The sequence below is a fragment of the Streptomyces sp. P5F9 genome (assembly GCF_057961495.1).
This window is the reverse complement of the sequence record NZ_JBXVPZ010000036.1, coordinates 25,728-38,938: the sequence shown is the minus strand read 5'-3', so window position 1 is coordinate 38,938 and position 13,211 is coordinate 25,728. Positions and strand designations below refer to the sequence as shown.

Below are 13,211 nucleotides of genomic sequence, written 5' to 3'. Positions count from 1 at the left end.
GAGCGGCAGGGGCGGCCTGAGCGGAGGGGGCGGTGCCGGTGGCCTCGGGCGTGGGTGCCGCTTTCGACGACCCTTCGGCCCTTGTCGGCTTCGCCTCCCGTTTCGCCTCCCGGGAGGGCACCCTGCTCGCGGCCGACCGTGCCCACCCCTTGGTCAGCGCCCCCTGGATAGCCTCCAACTCCCGCTCCAGCTCGGCTGGTTCGGGGAAGTTGTCGTCGCGCTCCAGCAGGACCCCGGGCGGGGAGACACGGGACGCGAGGTCGGTCAGGACGGCGAGGACCGGCGCGGGGACCGGGTGCGCGTGGGTGTCGTGCCAGACGCCGTCGCGTTCGACGCCGCCCGCGACATGGACGTACGCGATGGCCTCGACGGGGAGTTCGGCGAGGGCCTTGGCCGGGTCCTCGCCGCGGTTGACGTGGTTGGTGTGCAGGTTGGCGACGTCGATGAGCAGCCGTACGCCGGTGCGGTCGGCCAGTTCGTAGAGGAACTGTCCCTCGGTCATCTCCTCGCCCGGCCAGGCCAGCAGTGCGGCGATGTTCTCGACGGCGAGGGGTACGGGCAGCGCGGCCTGGGCGATGCGGATGTTCTCGCAGAGCACGTCGAGGGCGTCCCGGGTGCGCGGTACGGGCATCAGGTGGCCGGCTTCCAGGAGCGGGGAGGCGGTCAGGGAGCCGCCGGCGCGGACGAACGCGATGTGCTCCGTCACCAGCGGTGCGCCCAGCGCCTCGGCGCGCTCGGCGAGCGTCGTCAGCCTGGCCTTGTCCGGCCGGTCGGCGCCGCCGAGGCCCAGGGAGACGCCGTGCGGGATCACGGTCACGCCGCGCTCGCGCAGCCGTAGGAGGGATTCGGGGAGGTGGCCGGGGCAGACGTTCTCGGCCACGGCCTCGACCCAGTCGATGCCCGGCATGCGTTCCACGGCGTCCGCGATCTCCGGCCGCCAGCCGATGCCCGTTCCCAGTCGCTCCATCGTCCCTCCCCGTCCTCCAGGAAATTCATCAACTCCACAGGGCCGCTGTTCCGGCGTGACGGAGGTATCGCCCCGGCGCCGGGCCCCGAACCGCGTGCGGGTCACCTTCAGAGCAACATTTGAGGTTCGGGGAGCGGTCTCCTAGCCCAGGATGCCGTTCGAGTCGACCGGATCCGGGCGGCCGGTGTTGACCGTGCCCGGCGCCGCCGGGGACGGCCGGGAGGTGGCGCCGACGTTGCCGCTCGCCTCGGCGGCCGGCGCGGACGGGGCCTGCCGGCCGGGCACCGGCGCGGCGGGGCCGGTCGGGCTGGCGGTCGAGGCGTTGGCGATCTCGTTGGCGATGGCGTCGAAGTCGACCCGCCCGGTCTTCTCCAGCACCGTGATGTGGTCGAGCACGGTCTGGTTGGCGTCCGAGGCCAGCTGCCGTACGAGCGTGTTCCGCGTGGTGTTCCGTACGGCGCCGATGGTCGGGAAGATCTTGCCGTGCGCGGCCCGCAGCAGGTTGGCGAACTTGTACTCGTACTCGGCGCCGGTCGCCGCGCTCATCTCCCGCAGCCAGCCCTGCTGTTGCTCGTTCGGCACGTTCGGCAGCGCGACACCGAGCTGGGCCGCGATGATCCGCACCCGCTTGTCGAGGTCGGTGTGGCCGACGATGAGATGGTCCCCGGCCTCCTTGATCGCCTGGCTGGGCGCCCGCTCGACCGCCTGCTGCCCGGCCGGCAGCTCCCACAGCCCGGCCAGCCGCACCCGCACGATCAGATCCCGGTCGGCGGCCGTCAACGGCCCCCACTCGGTGTTCACGGTGCCCGCCGCCACATTCGCCTGCCCGGTCCCCGCCCGGTCGGCGTACGACCACACGGGAAAGACGAGCGCACCGGTGGTGGCGAAAATGGTGGCTATGAACACAGCCGTACCGTTGATACGACGCAAGGGAGCCTCCCGGGGAAACCAACTGGTCGTTGGAGAAAGTTGACGCTTGGCCAGTGTCAGGAGGTACGCGCGGGCCGGTTTCCTTGTTCAAAGGGAGGGCAGCTTTGCTCAAAGGGCAGGCAAAGGACGCGAGTTCAGCGACCCTTCACGGGCCAGTGCTCCGGCGTCCGGCCCAGCAGGCGTAGCGCCTCGTCGAGCGGGCCGGCGTCCGGTGATACGTCGAGCGGCGGGGCGAAGGCGAACTCCGGTCCGCGTACGGCCGGTTCGGTGGGCACCAGTCGGGCCACCACCAGCGCGATGTCCAGCACGTCGTCCGACAGGTCGAGTTCCGTGCCGAGGGTGGCGGCGACGTCCCAGGCGTGGACGACGTAGTCGATGAAGTGGAAGCCGATCGCGGTCCGGCCCGGGAAGCTCGCGCCGAGCTCCGGAAGCGCGAACTCCCGCTCGGTGGCGCCGGGTTCGGCGAACGCGGCGAGGACGGCGGTGGCCGCCGTGCGGTGCGTCCGGGCCGGCTCGCTCATGTCCTCGGGCTCCCGCCAGTACGCCCCCTCCTGACCCGCTCCGCGCGCGGCGGCCGCGAACCCGTGATGCTGCGCGGCCATGTGCGCCACGAGCCGCCGCAGGTCCCACCCCGCGCAGGGGGTGTCCCGCGCCCAGTCCTCCTCCTGTGCCAACTCCACTACGCGCAGCGCCTCATACACCGCGATCCGGTCGAGCTCGACGATGTCCGTTCCGGTGGCTGTCATGGGGCTTGAGCCTAAAACTGGGCGAACGGTCGTGCTACTTGTTTTCGGCCGAAGTGAAGAGAGGGGAAAAGCGCTGTGCGCTGGGAGGGGAAATGCCGTGTATGTCAGGGGACTTGAGGAGCCGTCGAAGGGTCCGTGGCCGCACAGCGCAGTCGTGCCGCTATGCCGACACGGGCACGGCGGTACGCGGTCTCCTCGTCGTGCAGGACGGAGACCGCGTTGGACGTCTCCATCAACGCGACGATCTCGAAGGCGAGTTGGGGTATGTCGGTGTCGGCCCGCAGCTCGCCCGCGTCCCGGGCCTCGGCTACCGTCCGCTTCACGAGGGCCGTCCAGTCCCGCTGCGCGCCGACCACCGCGTCGTGCACCGGCCCGGAGCGGGCGTCGAACTCGGCGATGACCTCGTAGAAGAAGCAGCCGCCGGGGAAGACCCGCCCTCGTGAGTACTCCAGCCACAGCTCGCACAGCCGCCACAACCTGCCTATGCCGGCCGGGACTTCGGCGGCGGGCCTGATGACCTTCTCGGTGTAGATGCGGGCGGCTTCGCGCACGGTGGCCAGTTGCAGCTCCTGCTTGGAGCCGAAGAGCGCGAACACCCCGCTCTTGCTGAGCCGCAGTTCAGTGGCCAACCGGCCGACGGTCAGCGCCTCCAGGCCCTCGACGGAGGCGATGTCGACGGTGCGGCGCAGGACCAGTTGCCGGGTGCGGTTGCCCCGCTCGACCCGGCCGTCGAGTCGTGTCGTACCCGCGTCCTCGTCAGGTGTCCTTGTCGCTCCGCCTGCTCTCATGGTGGTCCACCCTAAGCAACACGGGGGAAACGGACCCTTCCTAGGATGCGGCGCGTGCACCTGATCGTCCTGGACGCCCCCACCGAGTGGAGCCGGTTCGCCGAGGGTTCCGTCGAGCGCCGCATGCTGCTCGCGCTCGGCGACCGCCTCGGCACGCCGCTGCGCCCGAAGCCGCTCATGCTGCCCGACGGCAGCCGGGTCGAGGTCGAGGGGATCGACGCCGGCTGCCGCGTACTCGTCCAACTGGTCGGCAATCAGGGCGCGTACAAGCCCGCCTACCGCAACAAGGTCATGGCGGACATGTTCAAACTGCTCTGGCTGCGGGAGTCCGTACCGACCGCCGAGCGCGCGGTGCTGCTGGTCAGCGAGCTGATCGTGCAGGCCCTCGGCGGCTGGGTGGCGCGGGCCGCGGCGGACCTCGGGATCGAGATCCAGGTCTTCGACGGCAGCACGGTCGCCCCGCTGCGATCTTCTTCGAAGCCAGACGTAAAACGCCCGTAACAGTCAACTGCGCCGACCCGAAACACAATCTTCCTACGGTCGGGGGCACCTAAGCGGATTTCCGCGTGGCAGTCAGTCGCACTCGCTACGCACGCTCTCCGACTTCCAGGATCGGGCACTCGTGCCCGCGACATGGATGGGAGCGTGAAGGTGACTGGTACGCCAGCACTCGAACTGCGGTCGGTACGACGGGTCTACGGCTTCGGGTCCGCCGCGACCACGGCCCTCGACGACGTCCACCTCACGGTGCCGTCGGGCCGCTTCGTCAGTCTCATCGGCCCCAGCGGCTGCGGAAAGTCCACCCTGCTGCGTCTCGTCGCGGGCCTCGAACAGCCGGACCTCGGCGAGGTGTCGGTGCATGGGGTGACACCGGCGGACGCCTGCGCGGCCAAGATGATCGGGCTCGTGCCGCAGAGCCCCGCGCTGCTGCCGTGGCTGTCGGTCCTGCGCAACGTCACGCTGCCGCAGAAGATCAACCGGGGTGCGGGCAAGCGCCGTGAACGCATCGCCGACTTCGCCGAGCGGCAGACGGAGGTTCCTGACATGGAGGAACTCCTCGTCAAGGCCGGTCTCGGCGACGCCCTGCACAAGCTCCCGGCCCAGTTGTCCGGCGGCATGCGCCAACGCGCCGCGATCGTGCGGGCGTTCGGCCTGCGACCCGACGTACTCGTCATGGACGAACCCTTCTCGGCGCTCGACGAGTTCACCCGCGAAAGCCTTCAGGACCAACTCCTCGACCTGTGGGAGGAGTTGAGGACGACCGTCCTGTTCGTCACCCACTCCGTCTCCGAGGCCGTACGGCTCTCCGACACCGTCGTCGTCATGGCGCCGAACCCCGGCCGGATCGTCGAGAGCATCGACGTCGACCTGCCCCGGCCGCGCGGTGAACGGCTCTTCGGGGAACGGCGGTTCCACGAGTACGAGGATCTGGTTCGAGAGCGGCTGCGGCGCGCGTGGAACAGTGAAGCCGCGTGAGTGGGGGCGTGAGGGACATGACCGTTGCCGACGAACGCACCACGGAAGCCCCGGCGGGCGGGACGACTGGCACGGCCGGGAAGCGACCGCCGGTTGAACCGTCCCGCTTCAGTCTGAAGCACCCGAGGTCGCGGATCGCGTGGGTCCGGCCGGCCGTGTGGTTGCCGCTTGTCGTGATGCTGGTGCTGCTTGGCGGGCTCTGGCACTGGGGAGCCGAACAACTTCCGTATCTCCTGCCGCCGTTGTCCGATGTCGGTAGTTCGCTGTCCGGTGAGCTCGACTACTACGTCCACAACGCGCTTGTGACCCTTGGCGAGGCTACGGCCGGGCTGGGGATGGGGTTCGTGGGGGCGTTCGTCCTCGCGGTGCTGACCAGCGAACTGCCGTTGGTGCGGAGGGCGGTGATGCCGATCGCTGTCGTCCTCAATGTCACGCCGTTGGTGGCGATTGCGCCGGCCCTCGTCGTGGCTTTCGGGTTCGGGCCGATGCCCAAGCTGATCATCACCGGGCTGATCTGTTTCTTTCCGATTCTCATCAACACGGCTACGGGGTTGCGGTCCGTGCCGCAGCAGGTGTTGCAGGTGTATCGGACGATGGATGCGAGCCGGGTCGAGTTGTTGTGGCATGTGCGTGTGCCCAACGCGTTGCCGTATCTCTTTGCCGCGCTGCGTATTGTCTTTCCGCTGTCGATCATTGGGGCGGTGGTGGCGGAGATGTCGGCGTCGGGGGCTACGGGGGGACTGGGCACCGCGATCAGTGTGGCCTCCTCCATGAATCAACTTCCTGTTGTTTACGCCTCGATCTTCGTTCTTGCGGTCATGGGCGTGTTGCTGTTGCTCGCGGTGACGCTTGTTGAGCGTCGTGTGCTGCATTGGCATGACAGCACGCACGACTAACTGACAGCACAGTGGTTGTCTGCGGGCCGGTGGGGGCTGGTCGCGCCCGCGCGGCGGAGCCGCATATCGATACAGCCCCGCGCCCCTAAAGGGGCGCCTGCCTGGGCCCTCGTTCATCAATTCACCGGCTCTTCAGCCAGTTTGGAGTCACCCATGCGTCATCACCATCGCCTCGTCAGATCTGGACTCGTCGCCGCAGCGTTGGTGCTCGGAGTCGCCGGATGTGGTTCCGGCTCGGACGACAGCACCTCTGCCGGCTCGGCAGGTTCCGCGATTTCCGCGAAGCGGTGTGCGGAGAACAAGGCCGCCGGGAAGATCACGTATCTCTCCGGGTATCAGTTCCAGTCCTCGGTCTCGATCCTCGAATACATCGCCGCCGCCAAGTTGGGGTATTTCAAGGACCTCTGCCTCACCGTCGACCTCAAGCCCGGTACCGGGGACACCGCGCAGAACACCAAGTTGCTTGCCAGTGGACAGGCGACCGTGTCCGCGATCTCCGAGCAGGATCTGATCCAGGCGCAGGCCAACGGGATCGACATCAAGGGGATTTCCTCGTACTCGAATGCCGGGCTCGACATTCTGATGACCAACAAGGACATCACCGATCTGACCCAGCTGGACGGGAAGGTCGTCGGGCACAAAGGGTATGTCCCCGCAGCTGTCGAGGCGATGCTGGTCAAGGCCGGTGTGAAGTGGGACTCGCTCAAGCTGGTCAAGGAGGGGTACGACCCCTCTGTGCTGCCGCGCAAGCAGGGTGGTCTTGAGGCGCTCACCGGGTTCGTCTCCAACGAGCCGAATCAGCTGAAGGCGGCCGGCAAGGACGTCACCGTGTGGAAGCCGGTCGACTACAAGATTCCGAGTTCGATCGGGGCGATGGCGGTCAACCCGGCGTTCGCCAAGGCGCATCCGCATGCCGTCGAGGACGTGTTGCGGGCCGCGCTGCACGCGTACGAGTACTGCTCCGCCGGCGAGGCGCACATCAGTGAATGCGTCGGGTACGCGGCCAAGTTGTCCGGGCCGACCTACGACAAGAAGCTGAACGCGACGATCTGGAAGACCGAGACGCAGGTCGTCAAGGAGAACCCGACGCCCGGACAGCCGCTCGGCGGTGTCGACCCCGACAACGTCACCCAACTCGTCGCCATGCTGCACCAGTTCAAGATCGTGCCGAGCAGTGTGACCGCCGCCAAGGCCGCGGGATGGTTCGACGCCTCGTTCGTCAAGGACATCTACAGCGGCGACAAGCTCGTCTGGCCCGCGCCGTAAGAACGCAAGAGACCCGCAGAGCCGTAGAAAGGTCCGTGACGTGCCCGCGAAAGAGTATGGAATCTTCCTTCCCATCGGGAACGGCGGCTGGATGCTGTCCACCACCGCGCCGCATCCCGAGGCGACCTACGCGTACAACAAGCGTGCCGCCGCGCACGCGGAGAGCATCGGGCTCGACTTCGTGATGTCGATGGCCAAGTGGCGTGGTTTCGGCGGGAGTACGGACCACTGGGGCCGTTCGCTGGAGTCGATGACGATGATGGCGGCGCTCGCCGAGGCGACCAGCCGGGTCAAGATCTGGGCGACCCTGCACGCCAACATCCACAACCCCGCCGTCGCGGCGAAGATGCTCACCACGCTTCAGGACATCTCCGGCGGGCGGGCCGGGATGAACATCGTGAACGGCTCGTACGCGGGGGAGTTCGAGCAATTCGGGGACTGGGACCCGGAGTTGAGCCATGAAGACCGTTATCGGATGACGGAGCTGTGGACGGAGGCGGTCACGCGGCTGTGGACGGAGGACTCGGTCACCCTGCGCACCCCGTACTTCGACCTCGTCGACTGTGAGTCCCGTCCGCATCCGGCGACCCGGCCGACCGTCATCAGCGCGGGGCGGTCCGAGGACGCGCGGCGGTTTCAGGCGCGGTACGCCGACGGTGCCTTTCTCGCCGCCGACAGCCTCGACGACATGCGGTCGCTCTCGGCCGACGTGCATGCGCGGGCGAAGGCCAACGGCCGTGTCTGCAAGACGTATTCGATGCTCACCGTCGTCCAGGACGACACCGACGAACTGGCCGTCAAGAAGGTGAAGGAGTGGGGCGTCGGCGTCGACCGTGAGGCGCTCGCCCATATGCGGCACACCTGGGGCGTGCCCGCGGACCAGGCCCGCGCGTGGGCCGACGGCGCCAATGGGGAGGCGGCCTTCCAGACGCCGTACGTCGCCGGTTCGGCGCGTACGGTCACCCAGCACATCGAGTACATCGTGCGGGAGGCCGACCTCGACGGACTCATGCTGATCTTCCCGGAGTACGACGAGGACATGCTGCTGTTCGGCGAGACCGTGCTGCCCGAACTGCGTTCCCGCGACGAGGTGGCAGCCTGATGCCCGACCTGCGGGACAGACAACTCGCCCAGCTCGCCGGGCCGTTCAGCAGGCCCGCGCTCGTCGTCGTGGACGTGCAACGCGACTTCGCCGACCCGGACCGGCTGGGAGCCTACGGTCTGACGGACACGTCGCTGGCGGCCCTCGACCGGACCGTCACCCGTATCGCCGAACTCGTCGACACCGCGCGTGCCGCCGAAGTGCCGGTCGTCTGGGTCGAGTTGGGCAGCGACCCGGCGCGACCGTGGCGGTCGAGCAACTGGCTGCGCGAGGGCGACTACCACGCGCCCATGAGCCCGGACGAGCCGTGCCGCATCGGGACACCCGGCGCCGAGTGGTATCAAATGCAGCCCGAAGAAGGGGAGTTGCGGGTCGTCAAGCGCGGTTACAGCGGCTTCCTCGGCACCGATCTCGACGCCCGGCTGCGTGCAGCCGGCCACGACTGGCTCACCGTCGTCGGCCTGACGAGCGAGTGCTGCGTGTACGCGACCGCGCAGGACGCCGTCCAACTCGACTGGCCCGTCGTCGTACCGCAGGACACGACGACCGCCTACGACCACCACGTCAACGCCGCCGCCCTGTTCCAACTGGGCCTGAACGTGGCCGTACTGAGCGACGCCGACGAAGTGGCCGAGCTGTGGAAGAAGGCCGCGCGATGACCGGAATGCACATCGGCTACGACCTCTCCTTCACCCACACCGAAGGCGCCTGGGCCCGCCAAGGGTCCTGGATCGGGCGGGACTTCCCCGACGTCCGGATGTTCATGGAGCTGGCGCAGACCGCCGAACGCGCGGGCGTCGGGCTGCTGTTCTTCGGCGACGGCAGCGGTATCCCGAGCACCTGGCGGGGCAGCATCGCACCGGCCGTGGAGTGGGGTATCCAGTGGCCGCGCCACGACATGGCGCCGGTGATCGCCGCGATGTCCACGGTGACGGAGAAGGTCGGCTTCGGGCTGACGTACTCCTCGACCTTCATGCATCCCTTCTACGTCGCACGCCTGTTGAACTCGCTCGACCATGTGACCGGCGGCCGGATCGCCTTCAACGTGGTCGCCTCCACACGCGGCGCCGACGCGGCCAACTACGGGTTCGCCGAGCTGATGGACCACGACCTGCGCTACGAGCGGATGGAGGAATTCGTCGACGTCTGCCGGGCGTTGTGGGACTCCGTCGCGCCGGACGCCATCGTCCGCGACCGGAGCACGGGCCGGTTCGCGGACCCAGGGAAGGTCCACCCCATCGACCACGAGGGGCACTTCTTCACGGTCAAGGGCCCGCTCGCATCCGTCCCCGGCCCGCAGCACCACCCGCTCATCGTCCAGGCGGGCAACTCCCCCCGGGGCATTGCCGCTTCGGCCCGCTTCGCCGACCTCGTCTTCGGCTTCGGCGGCAACCTCGCCGGCCAGCAGCGACACCGCAAACTGCTCGACGAGGCGCTCCTCGTCGAGGGCCGGGACCCGGAACACGTCGGCATTCTCTGGGCGACCCAGGTGATCGTCGGCCGCACGAAGGCCGAGGCGTCGGCGCGCTGCGAGGCGGTGCACGAGTTCTGGAACGAGGAAGCCGTCGCCACCTATCTCTCGCACAACGCCGGCTACGACTTCTCGACGCTACCGGCGTCCTTCCAACTGGGGGAGCTGCGCGACGAGTTGGCGGCGGCCAACGCGAGTCCCGCGGGGATCGTCGGCTCGCTCGTCGCGGAGTTCGGCGCGGACCGCACCATGAGCCGTAGCGAGTTCCTCGCGCACGGACGGGGGAGGGCGACGGGCCTGGACCACAGTGTCGTCGGCGACCCGGCCTCCGTGGCCGACGCGTTGGAGGAGACCTTCGCCGCGACCGGATCACGCGGCGGCTTCATGTTCTCCAGCCCGCTCGGCATGCCCTCCGGTTTCGCCGGGATCAGCGAACTGCTGCTGCCCGAACTGCGCCGGCGGGGTGCGCTCGCGCCGCCGTACCAGGGGCCGACTCTCCGCGAGAACCTGGCAGTTTGAGATGCCAGTGGTGAGTGCGGGTGGGGATGGGGATGCGGGGGCGCGGCGCGAGTGGTTCGCGCTCGGCAGCCTGTGCACGGGGTTCTTCATGCTGCTGCTGGACAGCACGATCACCTCGGTCGCGCTGCCGTCCCTGATCGGTGGGCTGCACGCCGACGAGACAGCCGCGATGTGGGTCAACAGCGGTTATCTCATCGCCTACGCGGTGCCGTTGGTCGTCGCGGGGCGGCTGGGGGACCGGTACGGTCATCGGCGCGTCCACCTGGTCGGCCTTGCGGCCTTCACGCTCGGCTCGCTGCTGTGCGCAACTGCCGTCTCCATCACGGCACTTGTCGCATGGCGGGTGGTGCAGGGCATCGGGGCCGCGCTGATGACACCGCAGTGCCTGACCCTCATCAAGGCACTGTTCCGGCCGCCGCGGCTCGCCGTAGCGCTCGGGGTGTGGGGTGCGGTCGGTGGAGCGGCGGTGGCTGTCGGGCCGTTGCTGGGCGGTTTCCTTGTCGCCGCCGGGGGCTGGCCCGCGGTGTTCTGGGTCAACGTTCCGGTCGGTGTCGGCGCGTTGGTGGCCGTGGCCGTGTTCGTACCGGTCCTGCCGCGACAGGAGGCGCGCATCCCGGTGTGGGCGATCTGCGCGAACGCGGGCGGTGTCGGTGCGCTGGTCATCGGCATCCAGGGCACGGACGCGGCGAGTGGTGAAGTGCTGGGCGTGCCACGGTGGTTGCTCGTCGTCGTCGGTGTGCTGGTGGTCGCGGGCGTGGTGTGGTTCCAGCGGCGGGACGGTCAACGTGCCCTGGTGCCGGTCGAGTTGTTGCGCAGCCGGGGGTTCGTCGTCGCGGCCTGGGCCGGTGCCGCCGCTGCCTTCTGTTCCGGGTCGGCGATGATCCCGCTGATGCTGTACCTCCAGCGGGAGCGCGGGCTCGATGCCGGCGCGGCTGCCCTCACCCTCGTACCGATGGGCGTGGTCTGCCTGTTGGGGGCGCCGGTGTCGGCCCGGCTCAACAACGGGATCGGGTCCCGCGCGGTCGCCGTCATCGGCTCCGGCGCCCTGGTCCTGTCCATCGGGACGTCGGCGGTGCTCGTCGCGACGGACGCCCCGATCTCCGCCCTGACCGCCACCTTCGCGGTGTACGGGGTCGCCAACTCCTTTGTCTGGTCGCCTCTTTCGATCGCGGCGGTGACCTCGGTCGGCCCGGACGAGGTCGGCGCGGCGTCCGGAACCTTCAACGCCATGAAGCAACTCGGCGCTGTGCTGGGCAGCGCGGTGTGCGCGGTCCTGCTGGCCGGGCACGGCTACGCCACCACGCTCGGCGGGCTCGCGGCGGTCGGAGTGCTCTGCCTCCTGGCGTGCGCACTCCTCCGGACCGAGCCTCCCGGCAACGGACCCCTCACGGTGTCCGCCGCGCCACAACTACCCACAGGAGTCGCGCGATGAAGCCTGACGAGACGTCATGAGGCCCGATGCGGACGGGGGTTGCACGATGACGGCAATGGAAGGTCTGGAGAATCTGGACGGCATCACCTCGGATCCCGGGGAGATCACGAGGGCGTTCTCCGGGTTCCCCTCGGGCGTCGCGGCGCTCTCCGCACGCGTCCACGGCGACCCGACCGTCATGATCGTCTCGTCGTTCGCGGTCGGCGTCTCCCACAACCCGCCCATGGTCTCCTTCGCGGCCCAACACACCTCGACGACCTGGCCGTTGTTGTCCCGCGCGCAGGCCATCGGCATCTCCGTCCTGGGCGAGGGTCACAGCGACAAGGCCCGTCAACTCGGCTCCCGCAGCAGGGCGGCCCGCTTCACCGACCTGCGCACGGTGGAGGCGGAATCCGGCGCGATCTTCCTCGACGGCGCACCGGTGTGGCTGGAGTGCACCGTCGAGCACAGTTATCCGGCGGGCGACCACGACATCATCGTGCTGCGGGTGCTCGCGATGAGGTCCGACGACGAGCGGAGTCCGTTGGTGTGGCATCGACGGACCTTGAAAATGCTGGGTGGTTGAGGCGCTTCACCCTGGGGAGGGGCTTGCGGCGGACGGCCCGCGTCGGGTTCGCCGGAGCCGCTCGGGAAGCGGCCTGCGGTAGTCGGGCAGCAGGCGTTGGGCGAGGAACGCGGACTTCAGGAAGAGGCGGACGGCACGCTCCCGGCGAGGGGAGAGCCAGCCGATCCGATGGAGCCGGCAGACTCGCTTGCCGGCGAGGTACCGGGTCAGGTCCCTGCCGAACGCCCGTAAGGGGGCGGGGAACCAGTACTCGGCGAAGAACTCCATCATCGCGGTCGCCACCCGGTGGCCGGACTCCGTCTGCTCATACGGCCGGGATTCAAACTTCAGGGCGAACTCGGTCATCGCGTCCCAGTCCTCGGGGAAGGCTTCGTCGGCCAGCGGGCCGGACTCGCGCTCCAGGAGGCGGAAGAGCGTCTGTGCCCAGCGATGCCAGGCGGTCTTCATGTTCTCGCTCGTACCGGGCAGGCCCAGCGAGGTCTGCAGCCGGTCGGCGGACGTGGCCAGCAGGACCAGCGGATAGACGAAGTCGTCGACGTCGTCGAAGTTGCCGGGCAGGTGCGGTGTCCCGCGGGCGATGGCCAGGTGGATGCGGTTGAGCCGTGCGGCGGCCTTGCGGCCTGCGGCGCTGGAAAGTCCGTCCACCATCCAGGCCATCAGGAACTCGTTGCCGTCCTCGAAACGCCGCCGGGGCCGGGTCTCCAGCTTCTTGGTGTGGGCGAGGGTGGCGGATCCGAAGCCCGGCTGCATCATGCGCATGGTGCCCGGATAGACCATCATCGCCAGCGCGAACTCGGGGACGCGGTGGCCGACGTAGAGCGAGATCATGCGCTCCCAGTCGGTGTCCGGGTCCATCCGGGCCAGTTCGCGGTCGACCCACTTGTAGCCTCGGCGCACGGTCGGTTCCCCCTTGCGGACTTTCAGAAGGGGGACGCTGCGGCAGGGCTGTCCGATGCCACGATCCGCCGTGATCTGAGTCACTTCAACCGTGAGTCATGGATCTCCACCCGAGGGTGGAGCCGCTGAATCAGCCCGTGGGTGGTGGTGATCGAC

The 13,211-nt window shown here is 68.9% G+C and carries 14 protein-coding genes; 9 read left to right on the top strand and 5 right to left on the bottom strand.

The annotated features are described in order from the left end of the window. The 4 genes from AC31A1_RS09520 to AC31A1_RS09505 all read right to left on the bottom strand — a co-directional run. Window positions 1-967: MbnB/TglH/ChrH family RiPP precursor modification enzyme (locus AC31A1_RS09520; RefSeq protein ID WP_489652826.1), on the bottom strand; the 967-nt coding region annotated here is incomplete at its 3' end. Window positions 968-1,108: 141 nt separating this feature from the next. After that, the gene (locus AC31A1_RS09515; protein ID WP_489652825.1) at window positions 1,109-1,897 is read right to left on the bottom strand and encodes a DUF4142 domain-containing protein; all 789 of its coding nucleotides are present in this window, start codon (window positions 1,895-1,897) and stop codon (window positions 1,109-1,111) included. A gap of 134 nt (window positions 1,898-2,031) precedes the next feature. Beyond that, window positions 2,032-2,643, bottom strand: coding sequence for a TIGR03086 family metal-binding protein (locus AC31A1_RS09510; protein ID WP_489652824.1), 612 nt, complete (start codon window positions 2,641-2,643; stop codon window positions 2,032-2,034). Between the two features lie 104 nt (window positions 2,644-2,747). Continuing rightward, complete coding sequence (locus AC31A1_RS09505) at window positions 2,748-3,431, bottom strand: TetR/AcrR family transcriptional regulator (RefSeq protein ID WP_489652823.1); 684 nt, start codon at window positions 3,429-3,431, stop codon at window positions 2,748-2,750. Between the two features lie 45 nt (window positions 3,432-3,476). Here AC31A1_RS09505 and AC31A1_RS09500 point away from each other — a divergent pair, with 45 nt between their 5' ends. The 9 genes from AC31A1_RS09500 to AC31A1_RS09460 all read left to right on the top strand — a co-directional run bounded on the left by AC31A1_RS09500 (window position 3,477) and on the right by AC31A1_RS09460 (window position 12,158). After that, window positions 3,477-3,932 (top strand): hypothetical protein, encoded by a 456-nt coding sequence (locus tag AC31A1_RS09500; protein WP_489652822.1) that lies wholly within the window; start codon window positions 3,477-3,479, stop codon window positions 3,930-3,932. A 150-nt stretch (window positions 3,933-4,082) separates the two neighbouring features. Then, window positions 4,083-4,907: an ABC transporter ATP-binding protein gene (locus AC31A1_RS09495; RefSeq protein WP_489652821.1), complete on the top strand. Its 825-nt coding sequence runs from the start codon at window positions 4,083-4,085 to the stop codon at window positions 4,905-4,907. 17 nt (window positions 4,908-4,924) lie between these two features. After that, window positions 4,925-5,803: an ABC transporter permease gene (locus AC31A1_RS09490; RefSeq protein ID WP_489652820.1), complete on the top strand. Its 879-nt coding sequence runs from the start codon at window positions 4,925-4,927 to the stop codon at window positions 5,801-5,803. A 153-nt stretch (window positions 5,804-5,956) separates the two neighbouring features. Next, window positions 5,957-7,069 carry an ABC transporter substrate-binding protein gene (locus tag AC31A1_RS09485; protein WP_489652819.1) on the top strand — a complete coding sequence of 371 codons (1,113 nt, stop codon included), beginning with the start codon at window positions 5,957-5,959 and terminating at the stop codon, window positions 7,067-7,069. Window positions 7,070-7,109: 40 nt separating this feature from the next. After that, window positions 7,110-8,171, top strand: coding sequence for an LLM class flavin-dependent oxidoreductase (locus tag AC31A1_RS09480; RefSeq protein WP_489652818.1), 1,062 nt, complete (start codon window positions 7,110-7,112; stop codon window positions 8,169-8,171). Next, window positions 8,171-8,830, top strand: a complete 660-nt coding sequence (locus AC31A1_RS09475) for a cysteine hydrolase family protein (protein WP_489652817.1) — start codon at window positions 8,171-8,173, stop codon at window positions 8,828-8,830. The genes AC31A1_RS09480 and AC31A1_RS09475 overlap by 1 nt, the downstream gene beginning before the upstream one ends. Then, window positions 8,827-10,161: an NtaA/DmoA family FMN-dependent monooxygenase gene (locus tag AC31A1_RS09470; RefSeq protein WP_489652816.1), complete on the top strand. Its 1,335-nt coding sequence runs from the start codon at window positions 8,827-8,829 to the stop codon at window positions 10,159-10,161. Before AC31A1_RS09475 ends, AC31A1_RS09470 begins: the two co-directional genes overlap by 4 nt. A gap of 10 nt (window positions 10,162-10,171) precedes the next feature. Then, on the top strand, window positions 10,172-11,593 hold the full coding sequence (locus tag AC31A1_RS09465) for an MFS transporter (protein WP_489652815.1): 1,422 nt from the start codon (window positions 10,172-10,174) through the stop codon (window positions 11,591-11,593). A gap of 55 nt (window positions 11,594-11,648) precedes the next feature. After that, window positions 11,649-12,158: a flavin reductase family protein gene (locus AC31A1_RS09460; protein WP_489652814.1), complete on the top strand. Its 510-nt coding sequence runs from the start codon at window positions 11,649-11,651 to the stop codon at window positions 12,156-12,158. A gap of 6 nt (window positions 12,159-12,164) precedes the next feature. On the opposite strand, the gene AC31A1_RS09455 is transcribed toward AC31A1_RS09460, so the two are convergent. Continuing rightward, window positions 12,165-13,055: a DUF2236 domain-containing protein gene (locus AC31A1_RS09455; protein ID WP_489652813.1), complete on the bottom strand. Its 891-nt coding sequence runs from the start codon at window positions 13,053-13,055 to the stop codon at window positions 12,165-12,167. Window positions 13,056-13,211 lie beyond the last annotated feature (156 nt).

Coding starts and splice junctions, on each gene's coding strand:
- AC31A1_RS09470 (WP_489652816.1), top strand. CDS start 8,827: ATGACCGGAATGCACATCGGCTACGACCTCTCCTTCACCCACACCGAA.
- AC31A1_RS09510 (WP_489652824.1), bottom strand. CDS start 2,643: ATGACAGCCACCGGAACGGACATCGTCGAGCTCGACCGGATCGCGGTG.
- AC31A1_RS09500 (WP_489652822.1), top strand. CDS start 3,477: ATGCGGCGCGTGCACCTGATCGTCCTGGACGCCCCCACCGAGTGGAGC.
- AC31A1_RS09485 (WP_489652819.1), top strand. CDS start 5,957: ATGCGTCATCACCATCGCCTCGTCAGATCTGGACTCGTCGCCGCAGCG.
- AC31A1_RS09475 (WP_489652817.1), top strand. CDS start 8,171: ATGCCCGACCTGCGGGACAGACAACTCGCCCAGCTCGCCGGGCCGTTC.
- AC31A1_RS09460 (WP_489652814.1), top strand. CDS start 11,649: ATGGAAGGTCTGGAGAATCTGGACGGCATCACCTCGGATCCCGGGGAG.
- AC31A1_RS09490 (WP_489652820.1), top strand. CDS start 4,925: ATGACCGTTGCCGACGAACGCACCACGGAAGCCCCGGCGGGCGGGACG.
- AC31A1_RS09505 (WP_489652823.1), bottom strand. CDS start 3,431: ATGAGAGCAGGCGGAGCGACAAGGACACCTGACGAGGACGCGGGTACG.